The following is a 26,088-nucleotide window of genomic DNA, read 5'->3' on the forward strand; positions in this document are numbered from 1 at the left end:
ATCGGGGGATGACGCGCGAGGTCGGCGGAAGCGAAGGCGACGTGTCGTTCGACCCGAAAAGCTGGGCTGCGCCGGCCGAAGGCGCGCGCGCGACGAAGCCGGCGGCCAGTGTGCAGCCGGCGGAGGCAACGTTTGACCCAAAATCCTGGGCCGCAGGGACGACGCCCCCTCTCCCGCCCGCCGCGGCGCCGAGCGTGGAGCCGGTGCGGCGATCAACCGCCGGCGCGCCGCCGCTGGTGTTCGCCGGCGTCGCTTCGGCGTTGCTGCTGCTCGGTGGCGGTCTCGCTGCGCACCTGACGCGCGTGCCGATCGCGGCTCCGGCTGCGGTGGACGCGGTTCGGCCTGCCGCCCTGCCGGTGTCGGCGCCGGCCGACGCGGTTACCGCCAGCCGCCGGACCCTCGTGGTGGCGGGGCCGGCGGAGGTCGCCACGACGCTGGCGAGCACCGGCATCGCCCCGGCGACGGCGGCGGCACTGGCCCGATCGGCGGTGTCGGCGCTGGGCGACGCGGCGGGTGAGATCCGCATGGTGCTGGACCTGGTCGGCGCGGAAGGGGCGCGGCGGCTGACCCGGCTCGAGGCGACGCGCGACGACGGCTCCGGCGTGGTGCTGACCGCCGCCGCCGACGGCAGCTTCGCCAGCGAGCCGCGGCAACCCAAGCTGGTCACGCAGGTCAAGGTGGTGCGCGGCGAGATGGATGCGACCAGCTTCTACAACGCCGCCGTGACCGCCGGCGTCACCGACACGCTGATCAGCGACATCGCGAAGGCGCTGTCCTACGACTTCAACTTCGCGACCGACATTAAGGCCGGCGACATCTTCGAGGTCGCCTTCGAGCAGAAGGTCAACCCAAGCGGCGAGGCGGTCGGGGCCCCTGCCCTGCTCTATGTATGGCTGCAGACCTCGACCAAGTCGAAGGCGCTGTATCGCTTTCTGGCGCCAGGCGAAGCTGAACCCGGCTGGTTCGACGGCAATGGGCGCTCCACCGTCACCGCGCTGATGCGCACGCCCGTCGACGGCGCGCGGATCACCTCCAATTTCGGGCCGCGCTTCCACCCGGTACTGCACTACAACCGGCTGCACGGCGGCACCGACTTCGCAGCGCCGGTGGGTACCCCGATCTACTCCGCCGCGGGCGGCACGGTGGTCAGCGCCTCGCCCAGCCGCTGCGCGGGCAACATGGCGATCATCAAACACGATAATGGCTGGGAAACGCGCTATTTCCATTTGTCGCGCTATGCGGATGGGATCGTCGCCGGCGCGCGGGTGACGCAGGGCTTCACGATCGGCCAGGTCGGCAACACCGGCACCTGCACCACCGGCCCGCACCTCCATTACGAGGTGCATATCGACGGCCAGAAGGTCGATCCGATGGGCATCGACACGGGCAGCGGCAAGGTGCTGGGCGGCGATGCGCTGGCGGCGTTCCGCAACGAGCGCGACCGGATCGATCAAAGCCGGGCGGGCGGTCCTATGCGGTAGCCAGAGCCGGTGGCGGTGACGGGGGCAGACGCCACCGACCGAGAACAGCCAGCGGTATGACGATGGCGAGCAGCGCGATCGTCATGCCGATGCTGCCGTTCAACCCCTGCTCCGAGCCGCCCCAAATCGCGGCGCCCGCCAGCTCCTGGTCCCATAGCGCGCCGAAGCTGCCGATGCCGGGGTTCGGGTCGAGGCCCCAGACCAGTTGCTCGGTCGCGTTCCAGGTGAGGTGCGCACCCACCGCCGCCGCCAGTCCGCCGCCGCGCATCGCCAACAGGCCGAACATCAACCCGCCCAGGAACAGGTTGAGGAGGCTGAGCGGTGCCCGCGCGCCGCCGGCGACGTGCAGCGCCGAGAACGCGAGCGCGCCGGCGACAATCGCCGCAGCCGCCCCCCAGCGCGCCGCCAGCGCCGGCTGCAGCCAGCCGCGGAAATACACCTCCTCCGCGGTCGTCTGCAGCGCGATCACGCCCAGTCCCCACAGCAGCATGGCCGGCGCGGCGGCGAGCACGGTGTCCGGCGCGGGTGAGAGGACGCCCGCCAGCCGTGCATAGAGGATGGCGGCGCTGAGCCCCGCGAATGCGACCACCATGCCGAGGCCGAACCCGGCGGCGGGCCGGGCGCCGGGCGCCAACGCGTTGCGACGTTCCAGCAGGCCGCCGCCCATGCCGACGATGATCAGCGGGGCGAAGATCAGTACGTTGAACAACGCCTCGACCGTGGGCGCATCGGTTGCCAGGCGCTCCTGACCGATGAGGCCGCCAATCAGGTCGGCACCCGTGGCCTGGCCGACCGCGACCACCGCCCAGGCGATCGCGATGGCGATGACAAGCAACGTCAGTCCGATCAGTCGTTGCCGCATCTGCCTCCCCGTTCTCCCTGGCCCAGCCGCAGGATGCCGGGCACAGGAATATGCCGCAATCGGCGCCACGACGGACGCCCGGCGAAGCGGTTCCGGCTCAGCGCGCCGCGATCGTCTTGGGCTGGTCCGGTGTCGCCCGCACCTGCCGAGCCGCGCTGCCGGACAGCATCATCTTGGTCGAATCGCCGACGACGAAGTAGGGTCCCCAGTAGAAGGGATGCGAATATTCCGGGTTGGTCATCAACGCTTGTTGCGCGGTCTGCAGCGACCCGCCGATCGTGCGCTCGCGGGCGACGCCGTAGAAGGACTTGATGAACTGGTCGGTCTCGCCACCGGCCGACACCGGCCAGAAGGTCGCCAGCACCGCCCGGCTGTTCGCGGTCAGGAACGCGCGTACCAGTCCCTCCAGTGTCGAGCCGGCCTCTTCCTGGCCCGATCGCCGCGCCAGTGCCTCGTCCTTGACGCCCGACGCGGTGTCGCATGCGGACAGCACGACGAGGTTGGCGTCGAGGCGAAGACGCGCGATCTCGGAGAAGCTGAGCAGCCCGTCCGAGTCGGCGCCGCCGAAGGAGGTGACCAGCGCCGGGGGCGACTTGTTGCAGCCCCACACGCCCTCTTCCAGGCCGTGGGTCGCGAAGTGCAGCACCTCGAAATCGGCGAGGTCGGTCCGTGCCTCCACGGCGGTATCGCTGAACGCCGCGCCGGTGATCTCCGGCGCATCCGGCACGCCGAGCGCCGTGGCGGCGATCACCAGCTCCTTGCGCTCGATCGGCGGAATCTGTCGCGACAGGTCGGCGAGCGTCGAATAGTTGACGGTGCAGCCGAAGCCGACATTGACCTGACGAGGCGCGCCGCCGTCCCCCACTGCGGCCGCATGTTCGCCGAGTCCTAGGAAGGGCTGCTTGGCGGCAGACGGCGGCAGGGCACGGGCGACCAGGAAGGAGCGCGGCGACACGGCCGTCGAGATCGTCGCCTTCGAGGCCAAGAAATTGACCTTGCTGAAGTCGAACGGCGCCGCCTTTGCGGTCGCGCGATAGCGGTCGACGCTGGCCCGGTCGGTGACCAGCACCGACGCCGGCAGGTTCTGCAACGGCCCCGCCGGATCGACGACGAGCGCCGTCGACTTCAGCACCGCGTCGGTCGCCGGGCCCGTCAGCAGCCCGAACAGCGCGTAGGACTCGGCGACCGCGAACGGCACCAGCGAAACCGGCAGCTTGCCGTCGATCGAAGCGCGGATGGATGCCGCGATCGCGTCGAGCGGCGCCTTGGGCAGCGCCACCGGGTAGATCCACGCGCGCTCGGCGTTGATGAAGACGCCATATGCCTTGCGGTTCAGCTGAACGATCTTGAGGAAGCCCTCACCCGGCCGCAGCGCCTGGCGCACGTCGGTGATGGTCGCCGGGCGATCGTCGATGCTGCGATACCGGCCGGAGCCCGCAAGCTCCGCGTCGAGGGCGAGCAGCTTGCCCTCGGCGACCTGGCGCTGCTGGTCGAGCGCGGCGGTCGCCTGCCCCGCCTGCGCGGCGGCGGCGATGTCGTAGCGCAGCCGGGTGATGGTCCGCTCCAGCTCGGACCGGTCGCGCACCTTGACGCCGATCGCCGGGTCGGCGGTGACCACCGCCTGAAGCTGGCTCAACTGTCGCGCGACGGCGGGCTCGCCCACCGCCTGCGCGGCGCGAAAGAATCGCTCATAGGTGTCGGGCGACGGTGCCGCCTCGGCCTCGGCCACGAGCAGATCGAGATACCGCTCGACGCCCGGAGGTAGCGCCCCCGCGCCCGATTCGTTGGCCTGGATCAGCGCGTCGATCGCCTGATTGAACTCGCGGCGCACACGGACGGGATCTCCGCCCTGATCGGCGATGATCGTCGCCCGCTCCAATGCGGTCTCGGCGATCACGGGCTCGTTGCCGGTGCCCGCAGTGTTGACGGCGCCACGCCGCAGCTCGACCAGGGCACGATCGAAACTGGCGATCGCGGCCGGATACTGCTTGCGCCGCGCCTCCAGCCGGCCCTGCTGGCGATTGATATGCGCGCCGAGCCACAGCACCAGCGTCGGGTCGATGCGGTCGGTGATGAGTGGACGATAGGCGGCGGTGGCACGGTCGAGCGCGACTTGCGATCCGGCCGCGTCGCCAAGCGCCAGCAGCGCGACCGAACGCGCCCAGCTGCCCTGTGCGTCGAGCACCAGCTGCTGCAATGCCGCGGTTTCGGGCACCGCGATCGAACTGCTCACGCCCGTTGCGTTGCGCGGCTGGTTGAGCAGGCGGATCACCGCGATGTCCTGCAGCGGTTGGCCGGTCGGGGTGGTGCTCACCAGCCGGTCGAGCGCGGTCAGCGCGGCACGGTACTGTCGCCGGTTGAGCAGGTCGAGCGAACGATACGCATCGCGCTTTCGGGTCAGGAACGGCGATGTACCGGCGGGCGTGTTGGCGAGCAACGCGTCTGCTTCGGCGAAATGCGCGGTGGCAGAGTCGTTGAAACGGATGTTCGAGTCGGCCAGCCCGGCCTCCAGGAACAACTCCGCCCGTGTCGCCGGCGGCGCGCTCGCGGGTAAGCGGCTCAGCGCGTCGTTGAGCACGCGCGACGCCTGCACCCACAGGCCCTTGTAGTTGAGGCTGATGCCGTCCGCGAGCGCCACGGCGGGATCGAAATCGCCGCTGTTCGCGGCCCGGTCGCCGCCGGGTGCCGTGCCGAGCTCGGCGACCTTGATCGCCGACGCCGTGGCGCGTCCGCCGTCATCGGACGGACCTTGGATGCCACCAATCAGCCGCACCGCTTCCTCCGCCGGTCCGAGCACCGTCTCCGCGGCGGACACGATCGTGATCTTGCCTTCGCGGCGGGTCTCGAACACCACGGTGGGCGCGTTCAGCAGGGCGTCGTAGCAGCGGCGCGCCTGGACCGCGCCGATCCGCGGCAGGGTGACGGGACGGGCCTCACCACAGTTGAGCGCCTGGTCGATCGCGGCGCGTCCCCCGGCGCGGCGCAGGACGCGCACCGTGCCCAGCGAACGGCTGGCGGTGACGTTGCGGCAACCGATCGACCAGCTCTGGTCGAACGGATCGGCCACCGCCTGGTCGCGCCAGTTGCGCGTCGCGGTGCACGGCTCGCCCGCGGCGTTGCGGCCGAGGCTATAGCTGTCCGGCTGCGCGATGATGCCGCTACCGGTGGTGGTGCACGCCGCCAGCGACAGGCCCAAGGCGGCGGTGGACACAAGACCGAGGTTGGGAGCAAGTCCGGCGAGGCGCTTCGTCACTTGGGTTGCTCCTTGGCTTGCACGCAGCCCGGATCGGTCGATTCCGGCGTGCACTCGACGTCGATGAGGCTACCGTCGATCAGTCCGACACCGGAGAAAAGCGCCTCGTTGTTGGTACCGACCACCGGATCGAACGGCACCGCCAGATCGTCGCCGGCACCAAACACCTTGGCCCGGCTGCTGTCGAAGATGGCCAGCAACGGCTGGCTCACGACGGCGGTGAGACAGCCGGCGCCCGAGCCGACCAGGCAGCCGTTGATGCGCGTGTTCGCCGGGTCCGTGTTGCTGACCGGCGTGACGGTCGCACCGAGCACGGCGGCGGCATTGCCCTCGATCCCGCCGATCGTCCCGAAATAGGCGAAACCGTTGTTGGCATTGCCTGGGCCCTGCACCACCAGCGTGCCGGGCTGCGGCCCGCCGGCGCTGCCGAGCGTCACGCCCGAGCTGATGCCCGGCACCCCGGTATTCTGGAACAAGGCATAGTCGGTGTAGCGGACGGTCAGACTGCGCGCGGTGACCAAGGCAGGAGCGGTGTAAGCCACCCCCCCGAACGTCGCATCGTACAGCGACGAGTTGGGGTTGCTGATGAAGGTGTCGCTGACCTGCGCCCCCGACTGACCCGTCGCGGTGCCGAAGCCGATCGGGTCGAGGAACCCGGCCGCCTGGCCAACTCCGATGCGGGCACCGCGCAGGTCGAGATCGGCGTCGGCGAACAGCAAGCGTCCGCCGGCGCTCGGTGTCGCGGTGACCCGGATGACGCTGGCCTTGGCGGCCGGGTTGGTCGACCCGCCTAGCCGGAAGGTGCGGCCGGCGCCGGCACCCGAGACCGCCCCGGTCACGTCGAGGCGGCCGGTCGTGAGCACGTCGACCCGCGTCCTGCCGGCGTCGGCATCGAAAGCGAGCGTACCGAGCTCGACATTGCCGCTCCCGGCGTCGATCGTCAGCTGTCCGGCCTCGACGAGGTTCACCTCGTCACTCGACAGGGCGAAGCCGCCGGTGGAGGTGCCGGTGCCGAGCTTGACCGCCGTAGTGGCGGGCGCACGGTTCGTGAAGGTGACGGTGTTCGCGCGCTGGATGCCCGTGATCGTCACGTCGAGCCCGCGCACCGAGATCGTGGATGCCGGTCCGGCGAGCACCTGACCCAGCGTCACGGCGCCCCCTGCGTCAAAGGTCGCATTGCCGCCGGCCTGCGCACCGGCGAGCGTGATGTTGCCCGCGCTCGTCAGGCTCAGCGTCGTGGCGGCATTGGTCTGGCCCGCCGTGATGCTCGCTGCGTTCACCGTCACCGAGGCGAGCGGCACGCCGGCGCCGATCGGGCCGGTGAACTGCGCCGCCCCGCCGGTGCTGACGGACAGCGCCTGCGCGCCGTCGAGCGTGCTGGCCATGGTGATCGCGCCCGGTCCCGCCCCAGCCGCACCGCTGCGCAGCGTGGTCGCGGCGGTCAGCGTCACCGCGTCGCCATAGCTCTGCCCGCCGGCGGTCTCGATCACGCCCGACAGCTCGGTGCGACCCCCTGCCCCAGTGACGAGGTTGTCGATCCCGATGAAGTTGCCGCCGACGCTGCTCGTGCCCGAGTAGTTGAGGGTCAGGTCGTTGCCATTGCCCAGCACGCCGCTCGCGAAAACGCCCGTGGCGCCGGTCAGCACCGTGTCGGCGCCGAGCCGCAGCTGGCCGGTGAAGCTTTGCCCGCCCGTGGTCCTGATTGCTCCGCCATTGGCGACGACCGCGCCGCTGCCGGTGCTGGCGAGACTGCCGAGCGCGGTGCCGCCGCCGACCGCGCCATCGAAAGTGGTCAGGCCGGCGGTGTTCACGCTCAGGGAGCTTGCGCCATTCACCGTGCCGCCGAACCGGATGGAGCCGGCGGCGGTGCTGGCCAACGTCAGGTTGCCGCCGAGGGTCACGGCGTCGCCATAGGTCTGGGCGCCGCTGGTCGATACGCCGGCGTTGAGGATCGTCGACCCGGGCGCGTCCGTGGTCAGCGATGTCAGTCCAGCCAGGGTGGTGTTGAATGTGGTGACCCCGCCGGTGTTGACGATCAACGTCTGCGCGCCCGTCACCGCGCCCAGACTAACCGCGCCGGCGCCGTTGCTGGTCAGCACAACCGGGGCGGCGAGCGCGACCGGCGAGACATAGGTCTGCGAACGCTCGGTCGCGACCGCGCCGTTCAGCGTCGTCGTGCCGGCGCCGTCGATCCGCAGGTCACCGACATTGACAAACGGATTGGCGGCGAGCGCATTGGCGCCGGAGAAGCGCAGCGTCAGGCTTCGCGCCGCGGCGGAGCCGTTGACGTCGCCGCCGAAGGTCGCGCCGCTGCCGATCAGCACCGCATCACGATTGAGGGAGAGCGCGCCGCCATAGCTCTGCTGGCCCGTCGTGGTAACTGTTCGCGTCGCCGCGCCGCCCATCGAAGTCGCGCCGGTGACCGCGAGCGACGTCAGCGGCGCCGTGCCGCCCACGTCTGCGTTGAAGTTGGTGACCTGCGCGCTGGTGCTCAGCGACTGCACACCGTCGACGGTGCCGTTGAAGGTGATCACACTGGTCGCGCCCGCGGTCAGCGTCACAGCGGACGCGAGCGTCACCGCTTCGCCATAGCTCTGCGAACCGGTCGTCGTGATCGCGCCGTTTAGCGTCAGCGTGCCGGCCGCATCCGTGGTCAGATCGCGCACCCCGGTGATCGTGCCGTCGAGCAGCTGCGCGCCGGAGCTGTTGATCGTCAGATCGTTGCCGTTGCCGGTCAGCCCGGCGTTGAACGACGCGGATGAGCCCGAGAGCGTGGTCGCGCCGGTCAGCGAGACCGGGTCGCCGAAAATCTGCGCGCCCACCGTCGTCAGCACGCCGGACACGCTGGTGGTGCCACCTGCGTTCGTCTGGACCGACGCGAGCGCGCTGCCGCCGCCCGGCAGCGCCGTGGTGCCCGTCGCGTTCGCGATCAGCCCACGTGGGCCGTTCAGCGCGGTGAAGCCGACGTTGCCGGCACCTGCGTTCAGCGTCACCGTTCCCGCGCTGGTCCCGTTCAGCGTCGTGGCGGAATAGGCTTGCGACCCCGTCGTCGTGACGCTTGCGCCCTGGATTTGCACGGCTCCGGCGCCGGTCGCAGCGATGCTGGTCAGCGGTGTTGCCCCGACGGTCCCGCCAAAGGTCAGCGTACCCGCGGTCGTCGCGACCAGCGCGCTCGCGCCGTCGAGCGGGCCTGCGAAGGTGATGTTGCCGCCCGTGCCGGTGCCGCTGCTCTGCACCGTCACGGTCGGGCCGCTCAGCGTCACCGCGTCATTGTAGGTCTGGGTGCCGCTGGTCGCGATCGTCCCCACCAGCGTCGTGCCGCCCGCAGGCGCGCCGACCGTATCGGTGGCCAGGTTGCGGACGCCGGTGAGGGCAGCGCCGGTCAGCGTCTGCGCCGTCGAAAAGTTGAGCGCCAGGTCGTTGCCACTCCCCGCGATACCGCCGGTGAAGGTGGCGCCGGTCCCGGTCAGCACGGTGTTCGCGCCCAGGATCAGCTGCTGGCCATAGGTCTGGGCACCGCTGGTGCTCACTGCGCCACCGTTCAGCCGCACCGCACCGGCACCGACCGAACTAAAGCTGGTGTAGCCCGTGATCGGGCCGCCGAGCGTCGTGTCGCCGTTTGTGTTGACGGTGAATGCGCCTGAACCGTTGCCCGCGACCGCACCACCGAAGCTCAGCGAACCGCCGAACATGCGGATATCCACGGTGTTGACCGATGTCGCGCCGTTCACCGTAAAGGCGCCCGGCGCAGCGTTGCTGCCGACGATCAACGTACCCGATGCGAGGGCGGTGGTGCCGCTACCGACGGTGCCGATCGTCACACCCGTGCCGCCATCGATCCTTAGCGAGGTAAGCGGGATTAAGGCTCCTACCGCGCCGGTGATGCTGATCGGGCTGGCGCCGACGGTCCGAAGCGACGCCCGACCGCCATCGATCGACGTGCCGCCGACGGCGCCCGCCGTCTCGATGATCTTGTCGCCAGCGGCACCGAGCGCGGTGAAGCTGATCCCGCCCGTACCACCTGCCAGGGTTAGCGCCCCTGCCAGTGTGCTGCCCTGCACGCTGACCGCAGCGCCAGCGCCGACCGCCGTGACGGTGACGTTGCCCGTGGCCGCGCCTATGTTCGCAATCGTGCCGCCGATCGTCACGCCGGCATTGCCGCGCAGCGTCAGCCCGTCGCCGGTCGCCACCGCGCCGGTTACCGCCAGGGTGCCCGTGGTCGTCACGCTGTTCGTGCCCGATAGCATCAGCGAGCCGGCGGCGACGTTACCTGAGCGATCGATGCCAGCGGTCACGGCACCGGCGGCGATCGTCTGCGACAGAGTGCCCGCGACCACATTGCCGAGATCGACGCCGGTCGTGTTCGTCGCGGTGCGCAGCCGGAACTCGCCCGTGCCCGCGCCGCCGGCGCGCAGCGTCGCTCCGGTTGCGGTCAACGCGGTCGTGGCGGCGCCGCCGACGGTCAGCAGATCGCCGCTGCCGTCGCCGTCCGCGGTCAGCGTCACACCCGACGCGATGGTCACCGCGCCGGCCGTGGCGGTCAGCGTCACCGCGCCGGCCGCAGTCTGCGCGGCGGCAACGGCACCCGCGCCCAGCGCCACCGTCGTGCCGGTGACGGCATAGGCCGCGCCGCTGCTCACCGCGCCGCTGACCGTCACCGCGCCAGTCGCCTCGAGCCTGACCGTGCCCGCGCTCGGCGGCGTCGGCCCGGCACCGACGGGCGTCGCGAAGGCGACGGAGGACACCACCGCGTCCGCGACGTCGCCGGCCATGTTCGCGCCGCCCGTGCCGAGCACATCTGTGCCCACCGCCGCGGTCAGGCCGCCACCCGATAGCACCACGACGCCAGCCGCGTTGACCGTGGCATTGGTCACCGGCGCGGTCACCGACAGCAGCGTGTCGAACGTGTCCTGCGGCTTGATGAGCGCGTACACCCGGTCGCCCACCACGGCGCCGCCAATGGTGCTGCTGGGGAGCTGCGTTCCCGCGTTCAACGTTACGGAGAGCGGGCCGCCCGGCGTCGTCGACAGGCTGACGTCGGTCGCGATCGCGAAAGCGGTAGCGCCGCTGCCTGAATTGAAGTTGATGTTGGTGTCGATCCGGGGCGCGATCAGCGCCAGCACGCCGTTGTTGGTGTTGATGAGCGCAGGCGCCCCCGCGGCGCTGGCGATCGCGGCGGACGAAGCCGCGGGACTGGTGAACTGTACATTGTACGCACCGCCCGACGCCGTGTTGCGAAAAGCGTCGGCGTTGTTGGCATCCATGCCCAGCGCGCTCAGCACCAGGCCGCCGGTGTTGAAGTTGGCGCCTGCTCCCACCAGGATGCCGTTGCCGTTGACGATCCACACCTGGATGTTGCCGGCGCCCTGCGTCACGGACAGATCCGCGTTGCGCGTTCCGGTGGTGACGATGCCGCTGATCTCGGTCGCCGTCGCCCCGGTCACACGGTTCAGCACGGCCTTGCCCGCACTACCGCTCGACAGCGCGTTGTTGAAGCTGACGGTCTTGACCTGCGCCGCGGAGGGGCCCGCCGGCACGTTGAACGACACCCAGTCAATGACCGTGTTGCGCGCGTTGAGGTCGACGTCGAGCCGTTCGCCCGCGGTAGGCGTCTGCGGCGTGACCTGGAAGGTCGGCTGTTGGCTGGGAAGGTTGAAGCCGTCCGCCGCGGTGCTGCCCACGTCGCCGAAGCTGCCCTGCACCTGCGCGGTCGCCCGTCCCGCGAGGACGCAGAGCGTCATTCCCAGCGCGGTGGAGAGCGCGAGCCTGCGGCGGAGCGCGGGAACGGTGGCGGTGCGGGTCATGCGGACTCTCCCGATATTCTTCGTATCAGCGCGCGCGCGGGTCGAACTTGGCGGTCAGCGAGACGAGCAGGCGGTTGGGCGGCGGGCCATCGTCGATGGTCAGCGCACGGTCGCGGGGATGCGCATAAATCACCTCGAGCTGGAGCTGGTTGGCCACCTGCAGGCGCAAGCCGGCACCATAGGAGCGCAGATGGCGGTCGACCTCCGTCGCGTTGCGGTCGAGGTTGGTCAGCCACACCGCATCGTAGAAGGCGAAGACCTGCGTGGTCACGACGGGCGAGTTGAGTGGCAGCTGCGCCGCCACCTCCCCGCGAATGCCGATCGCGCGGTCGCCGCTGTTCGCGCCCGGATCGTAGCCGCGACCGATGGTCAGGTTGCCGAGGCTGAACTCCTCGAAGTTGAGCAGCGGGCGATCCGCATATTGTCCCCGCACCGCGCCCGAGATCGAGAAGATGCGGTTGAGCGCGACGGTTCCGTCGACATCGAGCCGCACCACCGCTGCACGGCTGTCGCCATCGAAGCGCGACGGCAGCGGCCCGGCGCCGGTGAAGGCCCCGACCGGCGACGCGTCGAAGATGCCGAGCCCCTTGCGAACTTCCAGTCCGCCCCGCGCCTGGTAGAAGATCGAACCGTCGCCGCGCCGCCCCGTCGTGTCGCCGCTCAGCCGCGCGAACAGGACACGCAGCTTGTCTAGGTTAAGCGGGGACTTGCCGGCGCCCGTGGTCACCGTCGTCCGCTGATCGACATAGTCGAAGCCCAGCCCGGCGCGCAGATTGGTGGCGAGCGATCGCTTGACCGGCGCGACCAGATCGAAGCCCGCGATCAGCGTCTTGGTCTCGAGCTCGAGCACACCCAGGTCCGGGCGCGACCACGCATAGATGATGCGCGGGCCCAGCGACACGCCCTGCAGCCCCAGCCCGAAGGTATGGCCGGCCTGGACGATCCGCTGCTCTTCGAAGTCGGCGGTCGAGGACACGCCGAGATAGGTCACGTCCTGCAGCCCGGTCAGGCCATAGATCTCGCCGCGCAGATAGCCGACCTCGCGGCCGAGTGCCCGACTGTTGTAGTTTTGCACATTGCCGATGATCGAAAAGGGTCGATAGCTGATCAGCAGGTCGCCGATCACGTCGCCCGATTGCGTGCCCGCCGGCCGCAGCGAGAGTTGCACGTCGAGGCCCGGCACGTCGCCCGCCAGCAGCAGCGCGCGCTCGGCGTCGCGTTCATTGAGAGGATCCAGCGAACGCAATTCGTTGAGCCGGTCCTCCAACGCGGTGCGGTATGGCCCGGGCGTCCCCCGGACGCGGATTTCGGTGATGCGCGCGGTCACCACCTGCAGCGCCAATTCTCCGGTTTCGATGCTTTGCGGCGGGATCTGCACCGATGCGACCCAGCCGTCGCGCCGCAGCGCGTCATTGGCCTGGTCGCGGATGTCGCAGATTACCCGGATCGGCTGGTCGCCGCTGGGGGTGTCCAGCTCGGCCAGGGTCTCCGCGATCGGCGGCTGCAATGGGCTGCCGTCAGGACGGCTGAACCGCACCGCGTTGAGTGACAGGCGGATCGGCGAGTCCTCGAACGGGCAAGCCGCCTGCGTCAACGCCGCGCGCGCATCGACCGATGTCGTCGTGCCGGGGCGCGTGGTCGGCGCCGGCGGCGTGATCTCTTCGCGCGAGGGTACGGCCTGCGGCGGCAACTGAGCCGCCGCGACCGCCGGCCAGACCGACGCGATTGCCAGCGTCGAAGCGAAGCCCAGGCGTATCTGCCTGCTCATCTGTATCCCCCCGTCTCGAAGCGTCCGCGCGATCGGCCCGTCCCCCCGGCCTCTGTCCGCGTGGCTGCCTCTGCCTGCCCGGACGACTCCGCCGCCCTGCGATGGTGCTACCGCTTTTGCTTTTGCTTAGTCAAACGGCCGCACGCCGTTGCGCTGACTGTTACCGCGCGCGCCCGGGGCTATGTTGACGCTACGGCAAGGGCCGTTACCTCCGGCATCGGCCCCATGCCCGCACCTGGGGGCTGGTGGCCGGAAGTGGTGCATGGCAGGGCCGGCAAATGACTGATCTCGCCGTGCTTTACGAACATCCCGCGTGGTTCAAGCCGCTGTTCGCGGCACTCGACCGGCATGGCGTGGAATATATCGCGCTGCACCCCCACGGCGCATGGGATCCGTCGACCCCGACGCCGCCGGCTCCCGTGGTGCTGAACCGCATCGCCATGTCCAGCTTCCTGCGCGCGGACGAGCACCCGATCTTTCACACCATGGCGCTGCTCGATCATTGGCGGCGCGGCGGTGTGCGGGTGGTCAACGGCGCGGACGTGCTGGCGATCGACGCGTCCAAGGCACGACAGCTGTCGTTGATCGCCGGCCTCGGCCTGGCGATCCCCGAAACGCGCGTCGTGCATCGCGCCGCCGACGTGCCGGCGGCGGCCGAGCAGGTCGGCTTTCCGCTGGTGGTGAAGGCTAATATCGGTGGCTCGGGCGCGGGCATTACGCGCTTCGACAACATGGCGGAGCTGCGCTGGGCCGTCGCCGAGCGCCAGCTACCGACCAGCGTCGATGGCGTGCTGCTTGTTCAGGACTATGTACCCGTGCGCGGCGGTGCGATCACGCGGATCGAGACGCTCGACCGGCGCTTCCTGTACGCCATCGAGGTCGCGGGCGGCGGCGCGTTCGACCTTTGCCCGGCGGACGCCTGCGTCGAGGGCTCCGGCATCGCCATGCAGGCGGTGCAGCCGGCACCCGAGCTGATCGAGGCGGCGGAAGCGATCGCCCGCGCGGTCGATCTGGACGTCGGCGGGGTCGAGGTGATGGTCGACGACCGCGATGGCGTCGCCCGCTTCTACGACATCAATGCGCTGTCCAATTTCGTCGCCAAGCCGATGGACGTGCTCGGCTGGGACCCGCACGACCGGCTCGTCGATTATCTGGTCGCGAGAATCGAGGAGGCACGCGCCTGATGCGCTACGGTTACTGGATGCCCGTGTTCGGCGGCTGGCTGCGTAACGTACCCGACGAGGGTATGGAGGCGACCTGGGACTATGCCAAGCGGCTGGCACAGGCGTCGGAACGCTGGGGCTATGACCTCAGCCTGATCGCCGAACTCAACCTCAACGACATCAAGGGCGTCGAGCAGCCCGCGCTCGACGCCTGGAGCACCGCCGCCGCGATCGCCGCGGTGACGCAGACGCTGGAGCTGATGGTCGCCGTCCGCCCCAACTTCCACCACCCCGCCCTGTTCGCCAAGGCGGCGGCGAACATCGACCGCATCGCCGGCGGGCGGCTGGCGCTCAACGTCGTCAGCAGCTGGTGGGCGGACGAGGCCAAGCAATACGGGCTGCAGTTCGACCAGCATGACGACCGCTACGCCCGCACCGCCGAGTGGCTGGATGTCGTCGATGGGTTATGGACACAGGAGCGGTTCAGCTTCGCCGGGCAGTTCTATCGCACCGAGGACGCGATCTGCTCGCCCAAGCCCGTCAAGCGCCCCACCGTCTACGCCGGCGGCGAGAGCGAAAAGGCGAAGGCGCTGATCGCGAACCAGTGCGACGCCTATGTCATGCACGGTGATCCGGCGGACGCGATCGCGCCCAAGATCGCCGACATGGCCGCGCGGCGCGCGGCGACGGGCAAACCGCCGATGCAGTACGGCATGGCCGCCTATGCCATTGTCCGGGACTCCGAGGCGGAAGCCAAGCGCGAGCTGGAGCGTATCACCACCGTCTCCGAGCTACCGGCGGGCTATGCCAATTTCGACCAATGGTTGTCGGGTACGCAGCTGGAGCGCGAGCTCAAGATCCAGGAGTACAGCGTCTCCAATCGCGGGCTGCGGCCCAATCTGGTGGGTACGCCCGAGCAGCTGAAGGAGCGGATCGAAGAGTATGAAGCGGCCGGCCTCGACCTGCTGCTGCTCCAGATGAGCCCGCAGCTGGAGGAGATGGAGCGGTTTTCCCAGCAGGTCATGTACTGATAACGAGCAGCAACCCTCCCCGGCGGAAGCCGGGGTCCAATCGGCCGCGCCGACCCATTAGCAGACCGGTTCGTAGGATGGGCGCATCTGGGCCCCGGCTTTCGCCGGAGAGAGTCGGACAGGCGAGCTCGGCCTCCTCTCCGTCCGATTGCGCTTTACCCGGTGTAGCAATCCACTAAAACAGCACCAACGTTTACGGGAGCCGCCACATGGGTATCTTCGATTTCCTGTCGAAGCAGATGGTCGACGTCATCGACTGGACCGAACAGCCGGGCGACCTGGCGCTGCGCTATCCGATGGCGGATCGCGAGATCCAGAATGGTGCGCAGCTGACGGTGCGCGACGGGCAGCTGGCGCTGTTCTATGACGAGGGCCGCGTCGCCGACTCCTTCCGACCGGGGCTGCACACGCTCGACACCGCGAACATGCCGGTGCTGACCTCGCTCCGGAATTGGCAGACCGGCTTCAAGTCGCCGTACAAGGCTGACGTCTACTTCTTCACGACGAAGGAGCAGACCGGGCTGAAATGGGGCACGCCGCAGCCGATCACGCTGCGCGACAAGGAGTTCGGGGCGCTGCGCATCCGCGCGTTCGGCTCCTATTCCTTCCGCGTCGACGACGTGGCGGTGTTCGCGGCCAAGCTGATGGGCACGCTCGAGCGGCTGACCGTGCAGGACGTGGAGCCGCAGCTGCGCGGCGTCATCAACACCGCGATCGCTTCCGATCTCGGCAAGGGCGAGATCGCCTTTCTCGACCTCGCCGGCAACCAACAGCTGCTGTCCGAGCGCCTGCTTGAGGCGGTCGCCCCCGCCTTCGAGCAATGGGGGCTGAAGTGCACGACCTTCTATGTCGAGAGCGTGTCGCTGCCCGAGAATGTGCAGGAGTATCTCGACAAGGCGAGCTCGATGCGCGTCGTCGGTGACCTGAACCAATATACCCGCTTCCAGACCGCCGACTCGATCGACGAGGCGGCGGGCGCCAGCGGCGGCATGGCCGGCATGGGCGCGGGCATGGCGATCGGCCAGACCATGGGTCAGCAGATGGCGGGCGCGCAGATGGCAGGCGCGGGCGCGGCTCCGCCACCAGCTGCCCCAGTGTCGAGCGAGGATGCGTTCGCGCAGATCGAGAAGCTGCACAAGCTGCTCCAGATGGGCGCGATCACGCAAGGAGACTTCGACGCCAAGAAGGCGGCCTGGCTCGACAAGATGGGCTAAAGCGCCATGCTCGATACCAATTGTCCCAACTGCGGCGCCGCGCTCAGCTTCCGCTCCGCCAATCTGGCGGTGAAGGTCTGTGACTATTGCCGCACTGCGGTGACCCGGCATGGCGATGTGCTGGAGGCGGTCGGCAAGGTTGCCGAGGTGCCCGAGGACGTCAGCCCGCTCCAGCTCGGGGTCCGTGGCCGTGACGGCGCGCGGGCGTTCGAGATTGTCGGCCGGGTTCGCTGGCGCTGGGCGGACGGCGCCTGGAACGAGTGGTGCGTGGTTTATGGCGACGGCAGCTATGGCTGGCTGGGCGAGGCGTCGGGGCGCTTCATGCTGCTGCGCGAGGCCGAGGCGTCGGTGTTCGACGGCGAAGCGGTGGCGCGGCTCGCCGCCGGCCGGCCGGTCGAACCGGGAATGACTGCTACCATCGCAGCACTCGACTATGTCGTGAACGACGTCCAGGCCGTTGAGTGCGTCGGGGCGGAGGGCGAACTGCCGTTCCCCACGCCCATCGGCACCAGGGCGGTCAGCATCGACCTCCAGCGCCCAGACGGCGGCGCCGCGACGCTGCAGAACGATGGCGGCCCGGGGCGAGAGGGCGTGTCTGCCTATGCGGGCCGCTATGTGACGCTGGCGGAGATCGCGGCGACGGGGCTGCGGGACTTTGACGGTTGGCCGAAGCCGAGGTTCGCAGCGTGAAATTCGCGGCTCGGGTGAACGGGACATCTTCCCCGGCGAACGCCAGGGCCCAGCTTCGAGCTGCGGCGTTGTTCACGGTGAAGCCTCTCTACGAGCACCGTTGCGACTTGGCCCCGGCCTTCGCCGCGGAAGATGCAGAAGCAGGCGCGCGTGGCTGACACCATCATCGCGGAACGCGCCGCCTCCACCGTCCGCCCGCTCAACTGCACCAACTGCGGCGGTACCATCGCGCTGCGCGCGGCCGGCAACACCGTGTCGATCGTCTGCGAGCATTGCGGCTCGACGCTGGACGCGACCACCCCCGAACTCCGCCTCGTCGCCCGCGCCAGCGCGGCGATGCGGGTGCCCGAGATCGCGCTCGGCACACGCGGAACGCTCGACGGCAGCGCCTGGGAGGTGGTCGGCTATCAGGAGCGCACCGACGGCGAGGTCGCCTGGGCCGAATATCTGCTGTTCAACCCCTATGAGGGGTATGCCTTTCTGATCGACGATGGCCGCCGCTTCAGTCTCGGCCGGCTGCTCGCTGCCCTGCCGGAGATCGGTTTCGGGGGCGTCGAGCGTTCGGGGGAGGTCAACTGGCAGGGCAGACGCTTCAAGCGCTTCGGCTGGACCTATCCCGTCCACACCAAGTTCGTGGTCGGTGAATTCTACTGGCGCGCCCGGGTCGGCGAGCAGGTGCAGGAGACGGATTATGTCCGCCCCGGCACGATGCTGGTCTGCGAGGAGAATGGCAACGAGCGGACCTGGACGGCGGCAGAGATGCAGGATTGGGGCGTCGTCGAGGCAGCGTTCGGGATCGAGCCCCGCCGCCGCTCCTACAGCGGCACACCCGCGCCGCACGAGCCCTCCCCCTACCGCACCGCAATGCGCGACGCCTTCCTGGTCGCGGCGCTGGCGCTCGCCGCCTGTCTGGTGATCGCGATCGGCACCGCCGGGACGCGCCGCGTGCTCGAGCGTGAGCTCCAGGTTCGCACCGACGGCGCCGAGCAGACCGCCGTGCTCGGCCCGATCACCGTGCCCGGCCGCGAGAAGGTGCGCATCCAAGGTCGCGCGGGCCAGCTGGACAACCAGTGGATCGACCTCGACTACGCGCTGGTCAATCGCGCGACGCAGGCGAGCTACGGCGCCACCGCGACGGCCGAATATTACCGGGGCCGCGACTCCGACGGCAACTGGAGCGAAGGCGACCGCTCACCGACGACGGGCTTCGCCTCCATCCCCGCCGGCACCTATGACCTGGTGGTCGAGGCGAGCGCGCACAAATGGACCGACCCCAAGGCGCCGGCTGCGGTAACCGGCATCTTCGGTGCCGGGGCCCCGGTCGACAGCGGCCCCGCGACGGTTCCGGTCAGCGTTACGGTCGATCGCGGCGGGGGCTTTGCCGGACCCTTCTTCCTGGCGGTGCTGCTGATCGGTATCTGGCCGCTGATCGCGCTGATGCGCCATGCAGGCTTCGAGACGCGCCGCCTGGCGCCGGTGACCGTATCGAGCGACGATGACGAGGATGACGAGGAATGAGCCGTTCGGGTTTGCTGTTCGCGCTGTTCTGCCTCGGCGTCGTCGCGCTCTACTTCCTCGCCGCGCGCAACGGCTATTCGCCCTTCGCGCGTGGTGGCGGAGGCTTTTTCTACGCCGGCGGTGGCTACCGCGCCGGCGGTCCGCAGCACAAATAGGGGGTTCCACATGCTACTCACGCTTTCGGCCGCGGTCACCGGCGTCACCACCAGCGGGCTGCTCTCCGGCACCGTCATCCTCGCGACCTTCCTATATGCCGTGATCGGCATGGTCGTGCTCGCCGGCAGCTTTTGGCTCTGGGACAAGATCTCACCCGTCGATATCTGGGGGGAGATCTGCCGTGGCAATCAGGCGCTCGCGCGGCTCGCCTCGGCGGTCGCGCTCGGTTTGGCGATCATCATCGCCGCCGCGATCGTCGGGTAAATCGTCGAAGTGCACTCTTCTTCCACCCCGGCAAAGGCCGGGGTCCAGGATCGGCGAACGGCGAGGGGTGCATTGCACCATCTGACACCATGGCAATTGGGCCTTGGCCTTCGCCGGGGTGGGTTGCTGCCATGACCGCAATGATTCGAGACACCCGCACCGGCTGGGCGTTGCTGCTCTCCGCCTTCGTCGTCGCGACCTGCGGGCTGGTGTACGAGCTGCTCGCCGGCACGCTCGCCTCCTACCTGCTCGGCGATAGCGTGACGCAGTTCTCGACCGTGATCGGCACCTATCTGTTCGCGATGGGCGTCGGTTCGTGGTGCTCGCGCTACGTCAAGCGTGACGAGCTGCGCGTCTTCGTCCGGGTCGAGGTGCTGATCGCGGCGATCGGCGGCGGCTCGGCGGCGCTCTTGTTCCTGCTGTTCGACCGCGTCGACGATTTCCGCCTGCCGCTCTACGGCCTCGTCCTCGTGATCGGCGCGCTGGTCGGGCTCGAGATCCCGCTGCTGATGCGCATCCTCAAGGACCGGCTTGAGTTCGGCGACCTGGTCGCGAAGGTGCTGACCTTCGACTATATCGGCGCGCTCGCGGCGTCTTTGTTGTTCCCGCTGCTGCTTGTGCCGCATCTGGGACTGATCCGCACCGGCTTCCTGTTCGGCTTCTTCAACGTCGCGGTCGCGATCGCGCTGATCGCGATGCTGCCGAACAGCCGGCTGCGCGGCGAGATGACCGCGGCGCTGATCGTCGCCGCGGCACTGGTGGTGGGCTTCTTCGGCGCCGAACGCGTCGAGCGCGCGGCCGAGGTTGCCGCCTATGGCGACACCATTCTCTACGCCGAGTCCACGCCCTACCAGCGCATCGTCCTGACTAAGCGCGCCGACGACCTGCGCCTCTACCTCAACGGCAATCTGCAATTCTCCAGCCGCGACGAATACCGTTATCACGAGGCGCTGGTACACCCGGCGCTGAGCCGCGTGGCGAGCTTGCGCGACGTGCTGGTGCTCGGCGGCGGCGACGGTCTGGCAGTCCGCGAGATCCTCAAATATCCGCAGGTTCGCTCGGTGACGCTGGTCGATCTCGACCCGGCGATGACGGCGCTGTTCACCCGCTCGGGCCTGCTCAGCCAGCTCAACGGCGAGGCGTTGAGCTCGCCCAAGGTCCGCGTCGTCAACGCCGACGCGTTCGGTTGGATGCGGAGCAATCGCCGCCAGTTCGATGCCGTCGTGATCGACTTCCCTGATCCGAGCAGCTTCTCGATCGGCAAGCTCTACACCGTTACCTTCTACCGCGAGCTCGCCCGCGCGCTCGCGCCCGCCGCGATCGCCAGCATCCAGAGCACGTCTCCACTCGCGGCGCCCAACGCTTACTGGACGGTATCCTCCACCCTCGAGGCCGCGGGCCTGCGCGCGCGCGGGTATCACGCGCTGGTACCGAGCTTCGGCGAATGGGGCTTCGTCCTCGCCTCGCACGGCGACCTGCCCGCCCCTGCCCAGCTGCCGGCCGGGCTGCGCTTCCTGACGCCAGAGACGGATCGCTTCGCGTTTCACTTTCCGCCGGACATGGCGCGGCGGCCGACACCCGTGAATCGGCTCGACAACCAGGCGCTGGTACGAACCTTCGAGGCCGAGTGGGCGAAGGTGGAGGGGTGAGCCGCAGCCCGCACGAGCGCTGTGCAGCTGCGCACGAGACAGACAAGGCCGGCCGGCCCCGGCGTATGCCCCGGCCCGACGTCACGGGATTTACTCCCCTGACGGCCGATGGTGTTGGGCGAACATGACCCTCTCCCGTCGCACCCTGATCGCGGGTGGAGCATCCGCCGCCGCGGTGGCTGGAGCGGGTGCCTTTGCACTGGGGCGCGACGACCTCCCACCCGGCACCCTCGGCGGTGCCGATGCCGCGCGCGGGCACAAGCTGCGCACGGGCAAGTTCCCGCAGCCGACTTCAACGGAGCGCACCCGCGTCGCGATCGTCGGCGGCGGCGTCGCCGGGCTGTCGGCGGCCTGGGCACTGGCCGATGCCGGTGTCGACTTCCGGCTGCTCGAGCTGGAGTACCGCACCGGTGGCAATGCGCGATCGGGGCGCAACGGCGTCTCCGCCTTCCCGCTCGGAGCGCACTATCTTCCCGTCCCCAACCCCGAAGCGAAGGGCGTGCTCCGCCTGCTCGAGCGCCTCGGCATCGTCACCGGCTGGGACGGCGACAAGCCAGCGTTCGACCCCTATCAGGTCGTCGCCGACCCCGAGGAGCGCCTGCTCCATCTCGGCCGCTGGCAGGAGGGGCTGGTCCCCGGCATCGGCCTGACCGATCAGGACCACCGCGATCTCACCGCCTTCTTCGCCGCGATGACGGCCTATCGCGCCCGCATCGGCGAGGACGGCCGCCCCGCCTTCTCGATCCCAATGGCGGGCAGCAGCCGCGACGCCGATCTAGTCGCACTCGACCGGCTGAGCTTCACGGACTGGCTGCACGCGCAGGGCTGGCGCTCGCCGGTGCTGCACGCGCATGTCCGCTACGGCTGCCGTGACGATTACGGGACGGAGCCGCGCCACACCTCCGCCTGGGCCGGCATCCACTATTACGCCGCCCGGCGCGGCGCGGCCGCCAATGTCGATGGCGAGGCGGTGCTGACCTGGCCGGAGGGCAACGCCCACCTCACCGGCCGCATGGCGCAGCGCCTGCGCGCGCACATCATCCCCGACCGCCTTGCCTTCCGGGTCGCGCGGGATGGCGCGGGCGTCGTCGTCGACAGCCTCCGCAGCGATGGCACCGCCGTGCGCACCCAGGCGGACGCGGCGATCCTCGCCACGCCGCACTTCATCACCACACGTCTGCTGGGCCAAGGCGCCCCGCAAGGCTTCGGCTACGCCCCCTGGCTCGTCGCCAACATTACGGTCGACCGCCCGCCCGCCGGCCCTGGCGCCCAGCTCGCCTGGGACAATGTCAGCTGGACCAGCGCCTCGCTCGGCTATGTCGTCGCCACGCATCAGGGGCTGTCGGCGACGCCCGGCCCGACGGTGCTGACCTGGTACATGCCGTTATCGGATCAGGATCCCGCCGCCGCCCGGCGCGAGCTGCTGTCGCGGCCCGTGGAGCACTGGCAGCGGATCGTCCGCGACGACCTGCTCCAGACCAATCCAGACCTGGCCGGCGCGATCCGCTCCATCGACATCTGGCGCTGGGCGCACGCAATGATCCGACCGACGCCGGGCTACTTCTTCGGCGGCGCGCGCGAGGATGCCGCCCGGCCACAGCCGCCGCTGTTCTTCGCGCATTCCGATCTCAGCGGGCTCAGCATCTTCGAAGAAGCGCATTACCGCGGCACCCACGCGGCGGAGGACGCGATGGCCATGCTCGGCGTTCCCCATCGCTCCACACTGGTCTAGGGTCCGTCAGTGTATACGGGCACCCACCTCCTCGCCGATCTCTCCGGCTGTTCGGGCCTGGACGACGCCGCACGCGTCGAGCTGGCGCTGCGGGAGGCGGTCGCGGCCGCCAGTGCGACGCTCCTCGACGTGCGCCTCCATCATTTCGGACCCGGGCAGGGCGTGACCGGCGTCGCGTTGCTGGCGGAGTCGCACATCTCGATCCACACCTGGCCAGAGCATGGCTATGCGGCGGTCGACATCTTCCTGTGCGGCCAGAGCCACGACCTCGATGCGGCGCTGGCGGCGCTGTCTACCCGGCTGGAAGCCGGCCGCTGCGACGAGCGGCGCGTGGCGCGAGGCTATGGCCTGCCGGATTAGCTCTGTCCTACAGGATGCCGGACGTGCAACCTCTCGCAGGTGATCGATCGCCGCCATTACCCACCCGTCCGCGCCGCTCGGGTTGAGCCTCCCCGGATCGACGCCGCAGGTGTGAACTTAGTGTGACCTTTCGTCTGCACGCGATCTCCATGGCTCCGGTGACAGCGGCTGCACCCACCGGGAATAGAGCGCGCCCATGCTCGCCCTTGACCTCCCCGCGCATCCGCGCATCGTCTGCCCGATGCCCCGCACCGTGCTCGTCGTTGACGACGACCCCCATATTCGCCAGCTGCTGGTCTTCGCGCTCGGCAAGGCCGGGCTCGACACTGTCGAGGCGGCGGACGGCGAGGCCGCGCTCGCCGCTGTCGAGGAACACGAGCCGGACCTCGTCGTGCTCGACATCAATATGCCGCGCATGGACGGGCTTGAGGTGTGCCGCCGCATCCGTGCATCTGGCGACTTGCCTATCCTGTTTCTGTCAAGCCGCGACGACGAGATCGACCGCGTGGTCGGTATCGAGCTCGGCGCCGACGATTACGTCGTCAAACCTTTCTCCCCACGCGAGGTCGTGGCGCGCGTCCAGGCGGTGCTCCGCCGCACCGGCGGGCGAGCGCCCGCCGTCTCCGCTCCGGCGATCCGTCACGGCAGGCTGCTGCTCGATCTGGACGGCTGGCGCGCGGAATGGGGGGGAGAGCCCGTCGTGCTGACGCTGACTGAGTTCTCGATCCTGCGGACGCTCGCCGCCATGCCCGCCAAGGTGTTCAGCCGCGACGCCATCATCGACCGGCTGCACGGCCCCGGCTTTGCGATCACCGACCGCACGATCGACAGCCACATCCGCAACCTGCGCGGCAAATTTGCGGCACTGGGCGCGACCGACCTGATCGAGACGCGCGCCGGAATTGGGTATCGGCTCGGCGCCTGCACGGGGTGATCGAACCCGCCAAACAGTGGCTCAAGGCGCGCTGGCCGCGCCTGCGGCTGCGCTCGATCCTGTTTGCGACCTTGTTCTTCGTCGCCGCGCTGCCGGGCGTCGGCGCGGTGTTCCTGCGGGTCTACGAGAACACGCTGGTGCGCCAGACCGAGGCGGAGCTCGTGGCCCAGGCGACGGTCCTCGCCGCCACTGCGAGCCTGATCTGGCCCGGCGCGGCGCCCGACGCACTGCTCTCTCCCACCGACCTTCGCCCCGAGTGGCCACAGATCGACCTCAGCACCACGCCGATCATAGACGAACGCCCTGACCCGCGATTCGCCGGCGCGCCGGTGCCCGCGGCGGAGCGCGTCGCGCGGCGGCTCGGCCCGGTGCTGGCCCGCACCCGCCAGGTCACCCTCGCCTCCCCCTTCTTACTCGACGCAACTGGACGGATAGCTGGGGGGCCATGGATGGGCGGAAACTATGCCGGCCTGCCTGAAGTCCGCGCCTCGCTGGGCGGCCGGCCCGCCACCGTGCTGCGCCGGGCTGGCAGCTATCGGCCGGTCTACGCCTTCGAATGGCTCAGCCGCGCCGCGGCGATCCGCGTCCATCATGCCCGCCCGATCACGGTTAACGGCAGGGTCGTGGGCGTCATCCTGGTCTCGCGCTCCGCCCGTGCGCTGTTCCGCGGCATCTATGAGGATCGCGGCAAGATCGCGCTCGGCATCGTAGCAATCTTCACCACGCTGCTCGGCCTCACCGCTTTGCTGTCGCGCTCCATCGCGCGGCCGATGGAGGCGCTGAGCGCCGTCACCCGCACCGTCGCGGGCGGGCACGGCGTGGTGCCGCCGCCACCGCCAACCGCCGCCATCGAGATCCAGGATTTGTACAGGGACTTCGCGGTCATGGCCGCCGCGATCGACCGCCGCTCGCGCTATCTGCGCGACTTCGCGCACGCCGTCAGCCACGAGTTCAAGACGCCGCTGGCGGGCATCCGTGGCGCGGTGGAGCTGCTCGGCGAGCACGACATGACCGCGACGGAGCGGCGGCGCTTCCTCGCCAACGCCGATGCCGATGCCGAGCGCCTCCAGCGCCTCGTCACCCGCCTGCTCGAACTCGCCCGCGCCGACATGAGCGCCGCGCCGGCCGACGTCTTCACCGACTTGGCACCAGTCATCGCCGCCGTGGCGGACTCGGTGGGCGGCGAGGAATTCGCCGTCAACGTGGACCTTCCCGCCCTCCCCACCGTTGCCGTGCCCACCGCCTCGCTGGAGCGAATCCTGACGACCTTGTTCGACAACAGCCGGCAAGCAGGGGCATCGCGCGCTACGATCTCCGCCCAGGTCGATCACCGATGCGTCCGTCTGCGCATCGCAGATGACGGCGCGGGCATCGCCGCGGGTGACGCGCTGCGGGTATTCGAGCCCTTCTTCACGACCAAGCGTGCCGATGGCGGCAGCGGTCTCGGCCTCGCCATCGTGCGTTCACTGCTCGACCCGGCGGGCGGCGACATCGCGCTGCTGCCCTCCGCCAAAGGCGCAACCTTCGAGCTCAGCCTGCCAATCGCGCGCTAGCTACTGCCTCGCGCACCCGCGCCAGCGCAGCGGCTTCCAACTGTTCGTCCTTCAACGCCCCTGCCCCGCCGGCCAGCGCCAGGTGACAATGCCCGTGGATCGTCGCCAGTATCGACCAACCCAGGGCGCTTACCTCCGGCCCGGCCGGGCTCCCCCGCGCACGCGCAACCTCCTCGATGACGATCCGTGCCAGCATCCCCCGCGGCGCCGTATCGGTGGCAGCCATCGCGACCTCGGGGTGATGGTCATGAACCGCCGCCCAAAGCTGAGGGTGCAGCCGCGCAAAGGCGAAACAGCCGCCGACCAGCGCCGCAATCCTGTCATCGCCCGCCTGCGCCAGCCGCGCCCGCAGGTCCATCGCCCACAGCGTCAGCGTTCGCGCGTTGATCGCCAGCACCATTCGGTCCTGGCCGCCGGAGACGGTGTGCACCGTCCCGATCGAATAGCCGATCCGCTTCGCCACCTCGCGGCCCGAGAAGCGGGCGAGCCCGACCTCCGCCATTAGTGCGTGACCGTGGGTCAGGATGAGCTCCTCGAGCTCGGCACGAGTGTGATCGGATCGACGTCCCATGGCGCTTGGTAACCATAAATAATCGCCGTTCAATTGTTTATCGAACGATGTTCGTTTTGGAGGCAAGCGGAAAGCTTGAGGAGCG

Annotated in this window: 18 protein-coding genes; 13 read left to right on the plus strand and 5 right to left on the minus strand. The window is 69.6% G+C overall.

Translation table 11 applies throughout. The annotated features are described in order from the left end of the window. The first annotated feature begins 8 nt into the window (after positions 1–8). Positions 9–1,481 carry a M23 family metallopeptidase gene (locus VFQ64_RS09610; protein WP_325103064.1) on the plus strand — a complete coding sequence of 491 codons (1,473 nt, stop codon included), beginning with the start codon at positions 9–11 and terminating at the stop codon, positions 1,479–1,481. On the opposite strand, the gene VFQ64_RS09615 is transcribed toward VFQ64_RS09610, so the two are convergent. From VFQ64_RS09615 to VFQ64_RS09630, 4 genes are all read right to left on the minus strand, one after another. Continuing rightward, positions 1,471–2,343: a CPBP family intramembrane glutamic endopeptidase gene (locus VFQ64_RS09615; protein ID WP_325103065.1), complete on the minus strand. Its 873-nt coding sequence runs from the start codon at positions 2,341–2,343 to the stop codon at positions 1,471–1,473. The two genes, VFQ64_RS09610 and VFQ64_RS09615, sit on opposite strands and share 11 nt — an antisense overlap. 97 nt (positions 2,344–2,440) lie before the next feature. Continuing rightward, on the minus strand, positions 2,441–5,596 hold the full coding sequence (locus VFQ64_RS09620) for a CHAT domain-containing protein (protein WP_325103066.1): 3,156 nt from the start codon (positions 5,594–5,596) through the stop codon (positions 2,441–2,443). Next, entirely contained in the window at positions 5,593–11,400 is a 5,808-nt protein-coding gene (locus VFQ64_RS09625) for a filamentous hemagglutinin N-terminal domain-containing protein (protein ID WP_325103067.1), read from the minus strand. Before VFQ64_RS09625 ends, VFQ64_RS09620 begins: the two co-directional genes overlap by 4 nt. A 25-nt stretch (positions 11,401–11,425) precedes the next feature. Next, positions 11,426–13,168: a ShlB/FhaC/HecB family hemolysin secretion/activation protein gene (locus tag VFQ64_RS09630; protein ID WP_325103068.1), complete on the minus strand. Its 1,743-nt coding sequence runs from the start codon at positions 13,166–13,168 to the stop codon at positions 11,426–11,428. Between the two features lie 278 nt (positions 13,169–13,446). On the opposite strand from VFQ64_RS09630, the gene VFQ64_RS09635 reads away from it, so the two are divergent. From VFQ64_RS09635 to VFQ64_RS09690, 12 genes are all read left to right on the plus strand, one after another. Further along, on the plus strand, positions 13,447–14,352 hold the full coding sequence (locus tag VFQ64_RS09635; RefSeq protein ID WP_325103069.1) for an alpha-L-glutamate ligase: 906 nt from the start codon (positions 13,447–13,449) through the stop codon (positions 14,350–14,352). Then, the gene (locus VFQ64_RS09640) at positions 14,352–15,362 is read left to right on the plus strand and encodes an LLM class flavin-dependent oxidoreductase (protein WP_325103070.1); all 1,011 of its coding nucleotides are present in this window, start codon (positions 14,352–14,354) and stop codon (positions 15,360–15,362) included. The genes VFQ64_RS09635 and VFQ64_RS09640 overlap by 1 nt, the downstream gene beginning before the upstream one ends. 209 nt (positions 15,363–15,571) lie before the next feature. Continuing rightward, positions 15,572–16,576 carry an SPFH domain-containing protein gene (locus VFQ64_RS09645; protein WP_325103071.1) on the plus strand — a complete coding sequence of 335 codons (1,005 nt, stop codon included), beginning with the start codon at positions 15,572–15,574 and terminating at the stop codon, positions 16,574–16,576. A gap of 6 nt (positions 16,577–16,582) precedes the next feature. Then, positions 16,583–17,266 (plus strand): DUF4178 domain-containing protein, encoded by a 684-nt coding sequence (locus VFQ64_RS09650; RefSeq protein ID WP_325103072.1) that lies wholly within the window; start codon positions 16,583–16,585, stop codon positions 17,264–17,266. Positions 17,267–17,416: 150 nt separating this feature from the next. After that, positions 17,417–18,784 (plus strand): DUF4178 domain-containing protein, encoded by a 1,368-nt coding sequence (locus VFQ64_RS09655; RefSeq protein ID WP_325103073.1) that lies wholly within the window; start codon positions 17,417–17,419, stop codon positions 18,782–18,784. Next, entirely contained in the window at positions 18,781–18,939 is a 159-nt protein-coding gene (locus tag VFQ64_RS09660) for a hypothetical protein (RefSeq protein ID WP_325103074.1), read from the plus strand. Before VFQ64_RS09655 ends, VFQ64_RS09660 begins: the two co-directional genes overlap by 4 nt. 10 nt (positions 18,940–18,949) lie before the next feature. After that, positions 18,950–19,204, plus strand: a complete 255-nt coding sequence (locus VFQ64_RS09665) for a DUF350 domain-containing protein (RefSeq protein ID WP_325103075.1) — start codon at positions 18,950–18,952, stop codon at positions 19,202–19,204. A 131-nt stretch (positions 19,205–19,335) separates the two neighbouring features. Continuing rightward, positions 19,336–20,853, plus strand: a complete 1,518-nt coding sequence (locus VFQ64_RS09670) for a polyamine aminopropyltransferase (protein WP_325103076.1) — start codon at positions 19,336–19,338, stop codon at positions 20,851–20,853. Positions 20,854–20,977: 124 nt separating this feature from the next. After that, positions 20,978–22,585 (plus strand): flavin monoamine oxidase family protein, encoded by a 1,608-nt coding sequence (locus VFQ64_RS09675; protein WP_325103077.1) that lies wholly within the window; start codon positions 20,978–20,980, stop codon positions 22,583–22,585. Positions 22,586–22,594: 9 nt separating this feature from the next. Then, positions 22,595–22,945, plus strand: coding sequence for an adenosylmethionine decarboxylase (gene speD / locus VFQ64_RS09680; RefSeq protein ID WP_325103078.1), 351 nt, complete (start codon positions 22,595–22,597; stop codon positions 22,943–22,945). A 196-nt stretch (positions 22,946–23,141) separates the two neighbouring features. Then, a complete protein-coding gene (locus VFQ64_RS09685; protein WP_325103079.1) occupies positions 23,142–23,879 on the plus strand; it encodes a response regulator transcription factor in 738 nt (245 codons plus the stop codon). Further along, positions 23,876–25,432: a HAMP domain-containing sensor histidine kinase gene (locus tag VFQ64_RS09690; protein WP_325103080.1), complete on the plus strand. Its 1,557-nt coding sequence runs from the start codon at positions 23,876–23,878 to the stop codon at positions 25,430–25,432. Before VFQ64_RS09685 ends, VFQ64_RS09690 begins: the two co-directional genes overlap by 4 nt. On the opposite strand, the gene VFQ64_RS09695 is transcribed toward VFQ64_RS09690, so the two are convergent. Continuing rightward, a complete protein-coding gene (locus VFQ64_RS09695; RefSeq protein ID WP_325103081.1) occupies positions 25,410–26,003 on the minus strand; it encodes a TetR/AcrR family transcriptional regulator in 594 nt (197 codons plus the stop codon). The genes VFQ64_RS09690 and VFQ64_RS09695 overlap by 23 nt on opposite strands. Positions 26,004–26,088: the final 85 nt, after the last annotated feature.

The organism is Sphingomonas sp. (assembly GCF_035714405.1).
In the GTDB taxonomy this organism is placed as follows: domain Bacteria; phylum Pseudomonadota; class Alphaproteobacteria; order Sphingomonadales; family Sphingomonadaceae; genus Sphingomonas.